This window comes from Bradyrhizobium sp. UFLA03-84 (assembly GCF_002289535.1).
GTDB lineage: Bacteria > Pseudomonadota > Alphaproteobacteria > Rhizobiales > Xanthobacteraceae > Bradyrhizobium > Bradyrhizobium viridifuturi.
Genome location: NZ_NSJY01000015.1, coordinates 201,266 through 216,878, shown reverse-complemented (window position 1 = coordinate 216,878; position 15,613 = coordinate 201,266). Strand labels below are relative to the sequence as shown.

Annotated in this window: 11 protein-coding genes and 1 pseudogene; all 12 read left to right on the top strand. The window is 64.4% G+C overall.

Annotated features, from left to right (window positions below; genetic code table 11):
* Window positions 1-50 precede the first annotated feature (50 nt).
* A pseudogene (locus tag CK489_RS42955) lies at window positions 51-224 on the top strand (IS1 family transposase); the annotation flags it as partial.
* Window positions 225-911: 687 nt separating this feature from the next.
* Window positions 912-4,442 (top strand): DNA polymerase III subunit alpha, encoded by a 3,531-nt coding sequence (dnaE, locus tag CK489_RS29660; protein WP_095734842.1) that lies wholly within the window; start codon window positions 912-914, stop codon window positions 4,440-4,442.
* A gap of 126 nt (window positions 4,443-4,568) precedes the next feature.
* Complete coding sequence (locus CK489_RS29655) at window positions 4,569-5,075, top strand: DUF2846 domain-containing protein (RefSeq protein ID WP_245350542.1); 507 nt, start codon at window positions 4,569-4,571, stop codon at window positions 5,073-5,075.
* 256 nt (window positions 5,076-5,331) lie between these two features.
* Entirely contained in the window at window positions 5,332-6,324 is a 993-nt protein-coding gene (locus CK489_RS29650; protein WP_021079203.1) for a 30S ribosomal protein S2, read from the top strand.
* Between the two features lie 127 nt (window positions 6,325-6,451).
* A complete protein-coding gene (gene tsf, locus CK489_RS29645) occupies window positions 6,452-7,375 on the top strand; it encodes a translation elongation factor Ts (RefSeq protein WP_095734840.1) in 924 nt (307 codons plus the stop codon).
* 70 nt (window positions 7,376-7,445) lie between these two features.
* Window positions 7,446-8,162: a UMP kinase gene (pyrH, locus tag CK489_RS29640; protein ID WP_021079205.1), complete on the top strand. Its 717-nt coding sequence runs from the start codon at window positions 7,446-7,448 to the stop codon at window positions 8,160-8,162.
* A gap of 73 nt (window positions 8,163-8,235) precedes the next feature.
* Window positions 8,236-8,799 carry a ribosome recycling factor gene (frr, locus tag CK489_RS29635; RefSeq protein ID WP_024583513.1) on the top strand — a complete coding sequence of 188 codons (564 nt, stop codon included), beginning with the start codon at window positions 8,236-8,238 and terminating at the stop codon, window positions 8,797-8,799.
* Between the two features lie 19 nt (window positions 8,800-8,818).
* Window positions 8,819-9,577 carry an isoprenyl transferase gene (locus CK489_RS29630; RefSeq protein ID WP_095734839.1) on the top strand — a complete coding sequence of 253 codons (759 nt, stop codon included), beginning with the start codon at window positions 8,819-8,821 and terminating at the stop codon, window positions 9,575-9,577.
* Window positions 9,574-10,446 carry a phosphatidate cytidylyltransferase gene (locus tag CK489_RS29625; RefSeq protein ID WP_502694152.1) on the top strand — a complete coding sequence of 291 codons (873 nt, stop codon included), beginning with the start codon at window positions 9,574-9,576 and terminating at the stop codon, window positions 10,444-10,446. The genes CK489_RS29630 and CK489_RS29625 overlap by 4 nt, the downstream gene beginning before the upstream one ends.
* 4 nt (window positions 10,447-10,450) lie before the next feature.
* Window positions 10,451-11,677, top strand: coding sequence for a 1-deoxy-D-xylulose-5-phosphate reductoisomerase (dxr, locus tag CK489_RS29620; RefSeq protein ID WP_095734879.1), 1,227 nt, complete (start codon window positions 10,451-10,453; stop codon window positions 11,675-11,677).
* A 45-nt stretch (window positions 11,678-11,722) separates the two neighbouring features.
* The gene (rseP, locus tag CK489_RS29615; protein WP_095734838.1) at window positions 11,723-12,874 is read left to right on the top strand and encodes an RIP metalloprotease RseP; all 1,152 of its coding nucleotides are present in this window, start codon (window positions 11,723-11,725) and stop codon (window positions 12,872-12,874) included.
* Window positions 12,875-13,050: 176 nt separating this feature from the next.
* A complete protein-coding gene (gene bamA, locus CK489_RS29610) occupies window positions 13,051-15,594 on the top strand; it encodes an outer membrane protein assembly factor BamA (RefSeq protein WP_095734837.1) in 2,544 nt (847 codons plus the stop codon).
* The last annotated feature ends 19 nt before the right edge of the window (window positions 15,595-15,613 follow it).

Below are 15,613 nucleotides of genomic sequence, written 5' to 3'. Positions count from 1 at the left end.
TGACTTACACGGACCTGACGCGGGGAGCTTTTTGTTTCTGAATTTGTCGGAGACAAGCGAACGCCTTCTCAAAGAAGGTCGAGAACCACGCCGCAGCGATTGCGCTGCACACGATGTACTACAATTTCATGCGCATCCATCAGACGCTCAAGGTTACGCCCGCGATGGCCGCTGGCGTGACTGACAAACTGTGGGAGATGGAAGACCTGGTTGTGATGCTCGAGCAATGGGACTGGCGAACTTCACTCCCGAGTACCAGTTCGTTGTCCGTCAATATGCCATCCGGCAAGGGACACTCCGTCAGTGTCTTGTGGCGCGGCGGCGAAGTGGACAGCATCTCTGGCTTCGACAGCGAGCATGACGCGCTGGAGTGGATCAAAGAGATTCACAGGGTGGTTGCTGGAAAATAAGAACAGAATGGCCGCCAACTGAGGCGGGTTCTAAGAGAACCCGTGGAGTGGGTGACAGCTCCCGCCATGATTAACCAAGCGAATCGTTTCGGGGGCCGTCTTCAAACTGACCCAGTGCACCTTGCTTGACTCCTGGAACAAAAAAGGAACAATGTTCTGCATACGTTCCAGTTCAGGGAGAGCGGCCATGTTGAAGATTTTCGTACAGGAAGCTGCAGCGCTGGCATCGATCACGCTGTTCGTCGGGATGATCGCGGTTTGGGCCCAGCTGATCACCCAGTTCTAAAGATGTGCCCGCAGGGTCAGGGACATAGCTCGCCCCTGGTCACCCCGCTCATGCCCGCCTGGGGAAAAGCGGGAGGAGCTGCCACCACGCCGCGTTCGGCGTGGACTTGGCAGGGGGAAGGCTCCACGATGGGGACTGCGAGTCGGGTCTGACGCTTCCGAGTTCCGGCCCTGGCGCTCGCTCCATCCCTGTCGCAAGAGATTCCCCGAGCAGCCATGCCGAATGCCGGATTCGTTCATCTTCACGTTCATTCCGCCTATTCGCTGCTGAAGGGCTCGATCAAGATCGCCAAGCTCGGCGAACTCGCCAAGGCCGACCGCCAGCCGGCGCTGGCGCTCACCGATACCGACAACATGTTCGGGGCGCTGGAATTCTCCGACAAGATGGCCGGCTACGGCATCCAGCCGATCGTCGGCTGTGAGGTTGCGGTGGATTTCGGCGACGTCGATCCGAACACGCGGAGCATCCTGGCAACGACGGGTCCTACGCGAATCGTGCTGCTCGCGGCACGCGATCGCGGCTACCAGAACCTGATGCGGTTGAACTCGCGGGCGTTCCTTGAAACCCCCGTCAACCAGACCCCGCACGTCAAGTTCGACTGGCTCACCGACAACGCAGAAGACCTGATCGCGCTGACCGGCGGCCCCGACGGGCCGATCGCGCTGGCGCTGCGTGCCGAGCAGGCGGCGCTCGCGACCACCCGCTGCGAGCGCCTGGCCAGCCTGTTCGGCGACCGCCTCTACATCGAATTGCAACGCCACGGCATCGACAAGGAGCGTCGCACCGAGGGTGGCCTGATCGATCTCGCCTATGCGAAGGGCCTGCCGCTGGTCGCGACCAACGAGCCGTATTTCGCCAGCAGTGACGACTACGAATCGCATGACGCGCTGCTGTGCATCGCCGGCGGCCATCTGATCGCCGAGACCAACCGCGAGCAATTGACCCCGGATCACCGCTTCAAGACCCGCGCCGAAATGGCGGTGCTGTTCGCCGATATTCCGGAGGCGCTGGCCTCGACGGTGGAGATCGCCGAGCGCTGCTCGTTCCGGCCGAAGACCCGCAAGCCGATCCTGCCGTTCTTCACCGTCGGTGGTGCGGCGAGCGCCGATGCCGCCGCCGACGAAGCCGCCGAGCTGAAGCGGCAGGCCGAAGAGGGGCTTGCCAACCGCCTGCGGGTGCACGGTCTCTCGCCGCGCATGACGGAGGAGGACTACAGCAAGCGATTGGCGTTCGAGCTAGACGTCATCACCCGCATGAAATACGCGGGCTACTTCCTGATCGTGTCCGACTTCATCAAATGGGCGAAGGCGCAGGGCATTCCGGTCGGACCGGGCCGCGGCTCGGGCGCGGGCTCGCTGGTCGCCTGGGTGCTGACCATCACCGACCTCGATCCGATGCGCTTCGCGCTGCTGTTCGAGCGCTTCCTCAATCCGGAACGCGTCTCGATGCCGGACTTCGACATCGACTTCTGCCAGGACCGCCGCGGCGAGGTGATCCAGTACGTCCAGGAGCGCTACGGCCGCGACCAGGTGGCGCAGATCATCACCTTCGGTACGTTGCAGGCGCGCGGCGTGCTGCGCGACGTCGGGCGCGTGCTGCAGATGCCGTACGGGCAGGTCGACAAGCTGACCAAGCTGGTGCCGCAGAATCCCGCAGCTCCCGTGACGCTGGCGCAGGCGATCGAGGGCGAGCCCAAGCTGCAGGCGTTCCGCGACGAGGATCCGGTGGTGGCGCGCGCCTTCGACATCGCGCAGCGCCTCGAAGGTCTGACGCGTCACGCCTCGACCCACGCCGCGGGTATCGTGATCGGCGACCGGCCGCTGAGCGAGCTGGTGCCGATGTATCGCGATCCGAAATCCGACATGCCGGTCACCCAGTTCAACATGAAATGGGTCGAGCCGGCGGGCCTTGTGAAGTTCGACTTCCTCGGCCTGAAGACGCTGACGGTGCTCGACGTCGCGGTCAAGCTGCTGAAGCAGCGCGACGTCCATGTCGACCTCGCGACGCTGCCGATCGACGATGCGGCGAGCTACCAGATGCTGGCGCGGGGCGATGTGGTCGGCGTGTTCCAGGTGGAAAGCCAGGGCATGCGGCGCGCGCTGATCGACATGCGGCCGGACCGTTTCGAGGACATCATCGCGCTGGTGGCGCTGTATCGCCCGGGCCCGATGGCGAACATCCCGACCTATTGCGCGCGCAAGCACGGCGACGAGGAATCGGAATATCTGCATCCGATCCTGGAGCCGATCCTGAAGGAGACCTTCGGCGTCATCATCTACCAGGAACAGGTGATGCAGATCGCGCAGCAGATGGCCGGCTATTCGCTAGGTCAGGCCGACCTGCTGCGCCGCGCGATGGGCAAGAAGATCCGCGCCGAGATGGACAAGCAGCGCGACATCTTCGTCGCCGGCGCGATGAAGAACGGCGTGGGCAAGGGCCAGGCCGAGACGATCTTCGAGCTGCTCGCCAAATTCGCCGACTACGGCTTCAACAAGAGCCACGCGGCGGCCTATGCGCTGGTGTCGTACCACACCGCCTACATGAAGGCGCATTACGCGGTCGAGTTCCTTGCGGCGTCGATGACGCTCGAACTCAACAACACCGACAAGCTCTCGGAATTTCGTTCCGAGGCGCAGCGGCTCGGCATCAAGGTCGAGGCGCCCAACATCAACCGCTCTGGTGCGACCTTCGAGGTCAGCGGCAACACGATCTATTACGCACTCGCCGCGCTGAAGGGCGTCGGCATCCAGGCCGTCGAGCAGATCATCGAGGAGCGCAACAAGAAGGGCGCCTTCACCTCGCTCGCCGATTTCGCGGCGCGGGTCAGCCCGCGCGCGGTCAACAAGAGGATCATCGAAAGCCTCGCGGCGGCCGGTGCCTTCGACACGCTCGACCCGAACCGGGCTCGCGTCTTTGCCGGCGCCGATTCAATCCTCGCCGCCTGCCAGCGCAGCCACGAGGCGGCCACGTCGGGCCAGAACGATATGTTCGGCAGCGCGCCGGACGCGCCCAGCATCATGCTGCCGCAGGTCGAGCCGTGGCTGCCGGCGGACCGGCTGCGGCGCGAATATGATGCGATCGGCTTCTTCCTGTCCGGTCATCCGCTCGACGACTACGCGACCGCGCTGAAGCGGCTGCGCGTGCAGTCCTGGGCGGAATTCTCGCGTGCGGTGAAGACCGGCGCCACCGCGGGCAAGGTCGCGGCAACCGTGGTGTCGCGCATGGAGCGGCGCACCAAGACCGGCAACAAGATGGGTATCATGGGCCTGTCGGATCCGACCGGCCATTTCGAGGCGGTGCTGTTCTCCGAGGGCCTCGCGCAGTACCGCGATGTGCTGGAGCCGGGCGCGGCCGTACTGCTGCAACTCGGCGCCGAGCTGCAGGGCGAGGACGTGCGGGCGCGGGTGCTGCACGCCGAGCCGCTGGACCATGCTGCGGCCAAGACGCAAAAGGGCCTGCGCATCTTCGTGCGCGACACCAAGCCGTTGGAGTCGATCGCGCGCCGGCTCAACATGCCGGAGGCCGCGCCCGCGCCGGGTAGCGCTGCAAAGCCGACGCCGGCGGTCAAGCCCGCGCCGGCAGCTGCGCCGCCAGCGGGTGCAGCCGACGGTGACGTCTCGCTGGTGATGATGCTGGACCTCGAAACCGAGGTGGAGATGAAGCTGCCCGGCCGCTACAAGGTTTCGCCGCAGATTGCCGGCGCGATCAAGGCCGTCGCCGGCGTCGTCGACGTGCAGACGCTGTAGCGGCGATCTGCAGCCGCGGAAAGCGGCCGGCGCGATCCGGCGCGGCCTTGCAACCACACCGTGTTTTTCTTTATGGTCGCCCCGCTGGGAATCGTTGGGGGCGGGATGATTGGGCGTGGAGCGGCCGTGCTGGCCGGTGCTTTGTTGTTGTCGGGCTGCGTGAGTGATGGCGTTGGGACCGATTATGCGGCGGTCTCGCAGAGGTTCGGGCCGCCGAAGCCGGGGCATTCCCGCATCGTCGTGCTGCAGGAAAAGCGCAAGGGACTGAGCATGGCGATCTGCGCCTGCGACGTGAAGCTCGACGGCGAGCCGATCGGCAAGGTGATCGTCGGCAGCTATGCGTTCGCCGACCGGCCCGCTGGCCGGCATCAGCTGATCGCAAGCGAGCTGATGTTTCCGGGCGATACCACGCACAGCTTCGCGACCGAGGCCGGCCGCACCTACTTCTTCCTGATCCGGTCGAGCGAACGGCACGATTCGGTGGCCGGGGTGTCCATGGTGGGGGGATTGGTCGGTGGGTTTGTCGCATCCGCCGCGACCGCGAACGCTGCGAATCCGGGGCCGGCCGATTTTTTCGCATTGGACGAGGCGGCCGCGCGCACGACGCTGGCCGACCTACAGTTGGTCCAGTAGGCGATCCCGCGGCGGTCGCAGGCGAGGGAATACCGGTCAGATCGGGGTATTCTGGGCCAAAATGGGCCAATTGCGCGCTCGGAGCGGCCAAAGCGGCGGCGAAAAGGGCCGTATTTCCTTGCTTCTGGCGCAAATCAGGCTATATAGCGCGCCATCTCACACGGAAACATGGCTCAAAAGGCCGTCCGGTGGCAGCCGGGCCATAAGGCTCGTCTGCTCACACGTTTCCGGAGGAACCAACCGGAGAATTATCACTATGTCGCTACCCGATTTTTCTATGCGTCAGTTGCTTGAAGCTGGCGTTCACTTTGGCCACCAGGCCCACCGCTGGAATCCGAAGATGCAGGATTACATCTTCGGCGCCCGCAACAACATCCACATCATCGACCTCGCGCAGACCGTGCCGATGCTGCACCGTGCCCTGCAGGCGGTCAGCGATACCGTCGCCAAGGGCGGCCGCATCCTGTTCGTCGGCACCAAGCGCTCGGCGCAGGACGGCGTTGCCGATGCGGCCAAGCGTTCGGCCCAGTACTTCGTCAACTCGCGCTGGCTCGGCGGCACGCTGACCAACTGGAAGACGATCTCGGCCTCGATCAAGCGCCTGCGCCATCTCGACGACGTGCTGTCGTCGGGCGAAGCCAACTCCTACACCAAGAAGGAGCGGCTGACGCTGCAGCGCGAGCGCGACAAGCTCGACCGTTCGCTCGGCGGCATCAAGGACATGGGCGGTCTTCCCGACATGATCTTCGTGATCGACACCAACAAGGAAGACATCGCGATCCAGGAAGCCCAGCGGCTCAACATCCCGGTCGCCGCGATCGTCGACACCAATTCGGACCCGAAGGGCATCACCTATGTGGTGCCGGGCAATGACGACGCCGGCCGCGCGATCTCGCTGTATTGCGATCTCGTGGCGCGCGCCGCCATCGACGGCATCTCGCGCGCCCAGGGCGATTCCGGAATCGACATCGGTGCGTCGGCCGCTCCGATCCAGGAAGACCTTCCGGCGGCGGCGCCGTCCGGCTTCCAGGGCCTCGCTGGTCCGCGCGGCACCGCCGACAACCTCAAGAAGCTCACCGGCGTGTCCGGTGCGATCGAGAAGAAGCTCAACGACCTCGGCATCTTCCACTACTGGCAGCTCGCCGAGCTCGATCACGACACCGCGCACAAGATCGGCGAAGAAGTCGGTCTGCCGAGCCGTGCCGACGCCTGGGTTGCCCAGGCCAAGACGCTCGCCGAAGCGGAATAACAGTTACGCGGCGTGGCCGGGGTCTGCCCGGCCGCCGCTTCTATTCCACGAACAACGATTTTCCTGTCGCTGACAGCGGCGCCATCGGGCGCCGCGGTTTCTGTACAGGCAAGAAGGACATGGAACGATGGCAACGATCTCTGCAGCGATGGTCAAGGAACTCCGCGAGTCGACCGGCGCGGGCATGATGGATTGCAAGGCGGCGCTGACCGAGACCGACGGCGACATGACGGCGGCGCAGGATTGGCTGCGCAAGAAGGGCCTCTCCAAGGCCGCGAAGAAGGCCGGCCGCGTCGCAGCCGAGGGCCTGATCGGCGCGCTGACCTCCGGCACCAAGGGCGTGCTGGTCGAGGTCAATTCGGAGACCGACTTCGTCGCGCGCAACGAGCAGTTCCAGGGCCTGGTCAAGATGATCGCCCAGGTCGCGCTGAAGCACGGCTCCGACGTCGAGGCCATCAAGGCCGCCAAGGTTGGCGAGTTCACCGTGGAGCGGGCGATCTCGGACGCGATCGCGACCATCGGCGAGAACATGTCGCTGCGCCGCGCCGCTTCGCTCGAGGTGAGCAAGGGCGTGGTGTCGAGCTATGTCCACAACGCCGTCATCGAGGGCGCCGGCAAGATCGGCGTGATCGTGGCGCTGGAGTCCGCCGGCAAGACCGACGAGCTCGCGGTGCTCGGCCGCCAGCTTGCCATGCATGTCGCGGCGGCCAAGCCGCTGGCGCTCGATCCGGCCGGGCTCGATCCGGAGACCGTCAAGCGCGAGAAGGACGTGCTGGCCGACAAGTACCGCCAGCAGGGCAAGCCGGAGAACGTCATCGAGAAGATCGTCGATTCCGGCCTGAAGACCTACTACAAGGAGGTCTGCCTGCTCGATCAGGCCTTCATCCACGACAGCGGCAAGTCGGTTGCCCAGGCGGTGAAGGAAGCTGAGGGTAAGGTCGGCGGGCCGATCAAAATCGCTGGCTTTGTGAACTATGCTCTCGGTGAGGGAATCGAGAAGCAGGAAAGCGACTTCGCCGCCGAAGTCGCGGCCGCCAGCGGCAAGAAGTAACCGCTGACACCGGGCGTCCGGCGCTTTGCGCCGGAGGCCGGCCTGCGCGGGATAAGAAAGCGATCGCATCATGGCTGAGCCGATCTATCGTCGCGTGGTGATCAAGCTGTCCGGCGAATATCTGGCCGGCTCCCACGGGTTCGGTATCGATCAACCGACGGTCGACCGCGTCGCCGACGATTTGATCGCGGCCCGCAAGCTTGGCATCGAGGTCGCGGTCGTGATCGGCGGCGGCAACATCGTCCGCGGCGTCGAGGTGTCCTCGCGCGGCGTGTCGCGGCCGACCGGCGACACCATGGGCATGCTTGCGACCATGATGAACTGCCTCGCGCTGGAGGCGGCGATCGAGCGCAAGGGGACTCCGGCGCGCACCTTGTCGGCATTCGTGATGCCGGAGATTTCCGAGCTGTTTACCCGTAGTGCGACGCACAAATATCTCGCCGAGGGACGCATCGTCCTGCTCGGCGGTGGAACCGGCAATCCGTTCTTCACCACCGATACCACCGCCGTGCTGCGCGCGGCCGAGATCGGCGCGCAAGCGGTGCTGAAAGCCACCAATGTCGACGGCGTCTACAACGCCGATCCGAAGAAGGACCCAAAAGCCAAGCGGTTTGACCGCCTGACCCATTCGCAGGCGATCGAGGGCGGCTACAAGGTCATGGACGCGACTGCTTTCGCGCTTGCCCGCGAGACGTCGCTGCCTATCATCGTGTTCTCGATCGCGGAGCCCGGTTCGATCGGTGCGATTCTGCGCGGGTCCGGACACGGCACGGTCGTCGCCGGCTGATTGCCACGCCTCCGGGTCCAGATTTTGGACCCGAGGGCGTCGACAGCCGGTTTCTAGTGAAAGGGAGAACGTCATGGCCGCACCAGGTTTTGACATCAACGACGTGAAGCGCCGCATGCAGGGCGCCACACAATCGCTCAAGCACGAGCTCGGCGGTCTGCGTACCGGCCGCGCTGCGGCCTCCATGCTGGAGCCGGTCCAGGTCGAGGCTTACGGCTCGCATATGCCGCTCAACCAGGTTGCGACCATCAGCGTGCCCGAGCCGCGCCTGCTCTCGGTGCAGGTCTGGGACAAGACGATGGTGAAGGCGGTCGAAAAGGCGATCGTCGATTCCAACCTCGGCCTGTCGCCGGCGACCGAAGGTCAGGTGTTGCGGCTGCGGATTCCGGAACTCAACGAGGAGCGCCGCAAGGAGCTCGTCAAGGTCGCGCACAAATACGCCGAAGCAGCCAAGGTCGCCGTGCGCCATGTGCGCCGCGACGGCCTCGACGTGATCAAGAAGCTCGAGAAGAATCACGAGATCTCCGAGGACGATCAGGAGCGCCTGTCGAACGAGGTGCAGAAGGCGACGGACGGCATGATCGTCGAAATCGACCAGCTGCTTGCCGCCAAGGAAAAGGAAATCCTGACGGTCTGAGACGGTACAGGAACAGCCGATGTCGAACGCCGCCGCCCCAGCAACTGACGGACCGGATCGCTCCGGCAGTCCGTTGCATGTGGCGATCATCATGGACGGCAACGGGCGCTGGGCCGCATCGCGCGGCCTGCCGCGCGTCGAGGGCCATCGCCGCGGCGTCGAGGCGCTGCGCCGCGTGGTGCGTGCGGCCCATGAGCTCGGCATCGTCTATCTCACGATCTTCTCGTTCAGCTCGGAAAACTGGTCGCGGCCGGCCAGCGAGATCGGTGATCTGTTCGGCCTGCTGCGCCGCTTCATCCGCAACGACCTGGCGACGCTGCATCGCGACGGGGTGCGGGTGCGCGTGATCGGCGAGCGCGACGGGCTCGATCCCGAAATCTGCGCGCTGCTCAACGAGGCCGAGGAGCTGACGAGGAACAACGACAAGCTCAACCTCGTTGTCGCATTCAACTACGGCTCGCGCGCGGAGATCGCCGCCGCGGCACGGCGCCTTGCGCGCGAGGTCTCCGACGGCAAGCGCGACGCCGACTCGATCGATGCCGACACGCTCGGGCAATATCTCGATGCGCCCGATATTCCGGACCCTGATCTGATCATCCGCACCAGCGGCGAGCAGCGTCTGTCGAACTTCCTGATGTGGCAGGCCGCCTATAGCGAGCTCGTGTTCGTGCCGATCCACTGGCCGGATTTTGACAAGGCGGCGCTCGAAGGCGCGATTGCGGAATATGGCAAGCGCGAGCGCCGGTTCGGCGGCCTCGCTGCGAAAACCGGCTCGTGACCGAGGGTGAAGCCGCGTCGGCGGCAGCAAGCGAGCAGCCGTCCACGGCAGCAAACGAGCAGGGGTCGCGCAACCTCGTGATGCGCGTGGTTGCGGCGCTGGTGCTGGCGCCGGTTGCGATCGCACTGGCCTATCTCGGCGGCGTCGCCTGGTCGCTGCTGGTGACGCTGGCGGCGATCGGATTGTTTGCGGAATGGCTTCTCGTCACCGGGTTCGGACGCGAGCTCCGTTTCGTGATGCCGGGCGCCGTCGCGCTGCTGCTTATCGGACTTTGCCTGATGGCCGGCCGCATCGATGCGGCCCTGGACATGCTCGCGGTCGGTGTGGTCGCCGTCGCGCTGACCTCGGGCGCGCGGCGCAGCTGGGCCATTGCGGGTTTGCTTTACGCAGCAGCGGCCGAGATCGCCTCGGTCGTGCTGCGGCTCGATCCGGCGAAGGGTTTCGCCGCGCTGATGTTCGTGTTGCTGGTGGTGTGGGTCACCGATATCGGCGGCTATTTCGCGGGCCGCAGCATCGGCGGGCCGAAGCTCTGGGTGCGGGTCAGCCCGAAGAAGACGTGGGCCGGCGCGGCCGGCGGCTTCGTTGCGAGCCTGCTGGTTGCGGCCTGCTTTGCCGCCTTCGAGATCGGCACGGTCGGGTCGCTGCTGCTACTCGGAGCCGTGTTGTCGGTGGTCTCGCAACTCGGCGATCTCTTCGAATCCGCGGTGAAGCGGCGGTTCGGGGTGAAGGATTCGAGCCACATCATTCCCGGCCATGGCGGCCTTCTGGACCGCCTGGACGGATTTGTCGCGGCCGTCATTGTGGCGGCGATTTTCGGCTTTCTCCGTGGTGGCGCCGATGGCGTCGGACGCGGTCTTATGGTTTGGTGATGAGATGAGCGCAGTTCCGTTGCGTAACAACAAGGCCGTGGCGGCATCGGCCGCACGGACCGTGACCGTCCTCGGTGCCACCGGCTCGATCGGCGACAGCACGATGGATCTGCTGCGTGGCGCGCGCGACCGTTACCGGGTCGAGGCGTTGACCGCGAACAGCAATGTCGAGGGTCTGGCCAAGCTCGCCAAGGAATTCGGCGCACGGTTCGCCGCCATCGCCGATCCGGCGAAGCTTTCCGAGCTCAAGGCCGCGTTGGCTGGAACCCGGACCGAATGCGGGGCCGGGGAGAGCGCCATCATCGAGGCTGCCGCGCGGCCCGCGGATTGGGTGATGGCGGCGGTCAGCGGCGCTGCCGGGCTGAAGCCGGCGCTTGCCGCGGTCGATCGCGGCGCCACCGTCGCGCTCGCCAACAAGGAGTGCCTGGTTTGCGCCGGGGACATCTTTATGGAGCGGGCCAAGAAGGCCGGCGCCTGCATCCTGCCGGCGGACTCCGAGCACAATGCGCTGTTCCAGGCGCTGGCTTCCGGTAACCGCGAGGAACTGACGCGAGTGATCATCACCGCATCCGGCGGGCCGTTCCGCACCTGGGCTCCCGCCGACATCGAGCAGGCGACGCTGGAACAGGCGCTGAAGCATCCGAACTGGAGCATGGGGCAGAAGATCACGATCGATTCCGCCTCGATGATGAACAAGGGCCTCGAGGTGATCGAGGCGTCGTATTTGTTCGCCCTGGCGCCTGACGAGATCGACGTGTTGGTGCACCCGCAGTCGATCATCCACGGCATGGTCGAATTCTCGGATCGCTCAGTGGTGGCCCAGCTCGGCACGCCCGACATGCGGATCCCGATCGCGCATTGCCTCGGCTGGCCTGACCGTGTCGTCGGCCCGTCAGCCAAGCTGGATCTCGCCAAGATCGGACAGCTCACGTTCGAGGCGCCGGATTTCGAGCGCTTCCCGGGACTGCGGCTGGCCTACGAGGCGCTGCGGATGGGGCGCGGCGCGACGACGGTCTACAATGCCGCGAACGAGATTGCGGTCGCCGCGTTTATCGCTGGCAAGATCAATTTCGGTGCCATCGCCCGGCTGGTCGAGGCGACGATGAATGATTGGATCAGGTCGGGGAATCAGCCACCACTGCACTCGGCGGATGATGCGATTTCCGTTGACCATATCGCGCGAAATAAAGCTGCCGCCCTATTGCCTCAAATTGCCTTAAAGGCAACCTAGAGGGTTGGGGACGGAGCCTAATCGCTCTTGTCGAGGGGATTTCGGATGCCCGAGTATTTTCTTCATAGTATCAATGCGCTAAGCCATGGGCTGCTCGGCTATATCGTTCCGTTTCTCTTCGTCCTGACCATCGTCGTTTTCTTCCACGAGCTCGGCCATTTCCTGGTCGCGCGCTGGGCCGGCGTGAAGGTGCTGACCTTCTCGCTGGGCTTTGGGCCGGAGCTTGCCGGGTTCAACGACCGGCACGGCACGCGCTGGAAGATCTCGGCGATTCCGCTCGGCGGCTACGTCAAGTTCTTCGGTGACGACAGCGAGGCATCGACGCCGTCGACGGAGACGCTCAACGCCATGACGGCGGAAGAGCGCGAGGGCAGCTTCCACCATAAGTCCGTCGGCAAGCGCACCGCCATCGTCGCGGCCGGACCGGTCGCAAACTTCATTCTTGGCGCCCTGATTTTCGCGGGCATGGCGCTCTACTACGGCAAGCCGAGCACGATTGCCCGGGTTGACGGCCTGGTCGCCGAGAGCGTTGCCGCGAATGCTGGCTTCAAGGTCGGCGACGTCGTCGTGGATATCGACGGCAGCGCCATTCAGAGCTTCGCGGACATGCAGCGGATCGTAGCATCGAGCGCCGGTTCAGAGCTTGGATTCAAGGTGAAGCGGGATGGCGCGGTCGTCTCGCTCAAGGCGACGCCGGCGCTGAAGGAGGTCAAGGATCCCTTCGGCAATGCACACAAGATCGGCGTGCTCGGGATCGAGCACAAGGCTCAGGTCGGCGAAGCATCCAGCACGCCCGTCGGCTTCTTTGAGGCCATGAAGATCGGCGTCGAGCAGGTCTGGTACATTATCGCCAGCACGTTCAAGTTCCTGGGGTCGCTGTTCGTCGGAACCGGCAATCCGGCCGAGGTGAGCGGAGTCATTGGAATCGCGAAGCTTTCAGGTCAGGCCGCGAGCGCCGGGTTCCAGTTCGTGGTCAATCTTTGCGCCATCCTGTCGGTCTCGATCGGTCTGCTGAACCTGTTTCCGATCCCGCTTCTGGATGGCGGACACCTGCTTTTCTACAGCGCGGAGGCGCTCCGTGGACGGCCGCTTTCGGAGCGGACGCAGGAGGTGGGTTTCCGAATCGGTCTGGGTTTGGTTCTGATGTTGATGGTGTTTGCGACGTATAACGACATCCTCAGGATCGCTGGGTCCTGAAACGGGGCTTTTCTGTGACGTTGCCAATGGGCAACGTCTTGGAACGAAAATGGAAATGTTCAGCTCTAGTAAGTTTGCCCCCTTGGCAAATTTGGCTACAAGCTGAGCGGCAGGTTGGGAATCTGTCGGGTCGTTGGGGAACGATCTGGCAAAGCTAAGATAAGGGCGCGTTGCGCATGATGTTTGGAATGCGAGTGAGGGGGGGGCTGTTCGCCGCCTTGGTCATGTTCGCCGCGCCGGTGGCGGCCACTCTGTCGGCCGTAGCTGTGTCTGCGCCTGCGTATGCGCAGACGGTTGATTCGATCACGGTGGAGGGGAACCGCCGCGTCGAGCTCGAAACCATCCGCTCCTATTTCCATCCCGGGCCGGGCGGTCGGCTGGGTCAGGCCCAGATCGACGACGGTCTGAAGGCGCTGATCGAGACCGGCCTGTTTCAGGATGTCCATATCGATCAGCGGGGCGGGCGCCTCGTCGTGGTCGTGGTCGAGAACCCGGTGATTGGCCGCGTTGCCTTCGAAGGCAACAAGAAGGTCAAGGACGAGCAGCTCACCGCCGAAGTCCAGTCCAAGCCGCGCGGCACCTTCTCGCGTCCGATGGTGCAGTCGGATGCTCTGCGCATTGCCGAAATCTACCGTCGCTCCGGCCGCTACGACGTGCGGGTCAATCCGCAGATCATCGAGCAGCCGAACAACCGCGTCGACCTGATCTTCGAGGTCAATGAAGGCGTCAAGACCGGTGTGCGGTCGATCGAGTTCATCGGCAACAATGCCTATTCGGCGTCCCGCCTGCGCGACGTCATCAAGACCCGCGAATCGAACCTGCTGAGCTTCCTCGGCGGCAACGACGTCTACGACCCCGACCGGGTCGAAGCCGACCGTGACCTGCTGCGCCGCTTCTACCTCAAGAACGGCTATGCCGACGTCCAGGTCGTGGCCGCGTTGACCGAATACGATCCCGACAAGAAGGGCTTCCTGGTCACCTTCAAGATCGAAGAGGGCCAGCAGTACCGCGTCGCATCCGTCAACTTCACCTCGTCGATCAACACGCTCGATCCCAACGCGCTGCGCTCCTATTCGCGCGTCAATGTCGGCTCGCTCTACAACGCCGAGGCGCTGGAGAAGTCGGTCGAGGAAATGCAGATCGAGGCGTCCCGCCGCGGCTACGCGTTCGCGGTGGTCCGGCCGCGCGGCGATCGCAATTTCGACAATCACACGGTGTCGATCACCTTCGCGATCGATGAAGGTCCGCGCACCTATATCGAGCGCATCAACATCCGCGGCAACAGCCGCACGCGCGACTACGTGATCCGCCGCGAGTTCGATATCTCCGAAGGCGACGCCTACAACCGTGCGCTGGTCGACCGTGCCGAGCGCCGGCTGAAGAACCTCGACTTCTTCAAGACCGTGAAGATCACCACCGAGCCCGGATCCTCCAGCGATCGCGTCATCCTGATCGTCGATCTCGAGGAGAAGTCGACCGGCGACTTCTCGGTGTCGGGCGGCTATTCGACCACCGACGGCGCGCTTGCCGAAGTCAGCGTCTCCGAGCGAAACCTGCTCGGCCGCGGCCTGTTCGCGAAGGCCTCGGTGACCTACGGCCAGTACGCCCGCGGCTACTCGCTGTCGTTCGTCGAGCCCTATCTGCTCGACTACCGCGTCGCGCTCGGCCTCGATTTCTACCAGCGCCAGCAGCTGTCCAACAGCTACATCGCCTACGGCACCAAGACGCTGGGCTTCAGCCCGCGGCTCGGCTTCAGCCTGCGGGAAGATCTGTCGTTGCAGCTGCGCTACTCGGTCTATCAGCAGGAAATCACCCTGCCGTCGACGCTGAACAACTGTAACAACAATCCGTTCCTCTCTGACGGTGTAACGCCCAATCCGGCGTTCAATCCGAGCCCGGCCTACGCGAACCTGAACGGGATCAGCCTTGTTTCGACCAATGGTCTTGGCTGCTTCTCTGATGGCGAAGCCTCGTTGCCGGTCCGCAAGGAGCTGGCGGGTGGCAAGACGCTGACGTCGGCGCTGGGCTACACGCTCAACTACAACACGCTCGACAACAACAAGAACCCGACCGATGGTCTGATCGTCGACTTCAAGCAGGACTTCGCCGGCGTCGGTGGCGACGTCAGCTACATCAAGTCCGCGATCGATGCGAAGTACTACACCCCGCTGGTCTCCGACATCGTCGGCGTGATCCACGCGCAGGGCGGCATCCTGAACAAGCTCGGCAGCGACGAACTCCGTATGCTGGATCACTTCCAGATGGGCCCGAACCTGGTCCGCGGCTTCGCGCCGAACGGTATCGGTCCGCGTGACATCAACCCGTACGGCACCATGGACGCCATCGGCGGCACCAAGTACTGGGGCGTGTCGGCGGAACTGCAGATGCCGTTCTGGTTCCTGCCGAAGGAAGTCGGGCTCAAGGGCGCGGTCTATGCCGACGCCGGCGGGCTGTACGATTACAAGGGCCCGACCTCGTGGGCGGCGACGGGCGAAGTCAACCAGCCCGGCTGTATCAAGCCGACCAACAACCCGCCGTCTCCGGGCACCTGCCTTGGTCTGAGCTATGACGACAGCAAGGTGGTCCGTACGTCGGTCGGTGTTGGCCTGATCTGGCAGTCGCCGTTTGGTCCGCTGCGCTTCGACTACGCGATCCCGCTGACCAAGGGTGCGTATGACCGCGTGCAAGAATTCCGGTTTGGTGGCGGTACGACTTTCTAACCCCGCCACTCGACCGGAC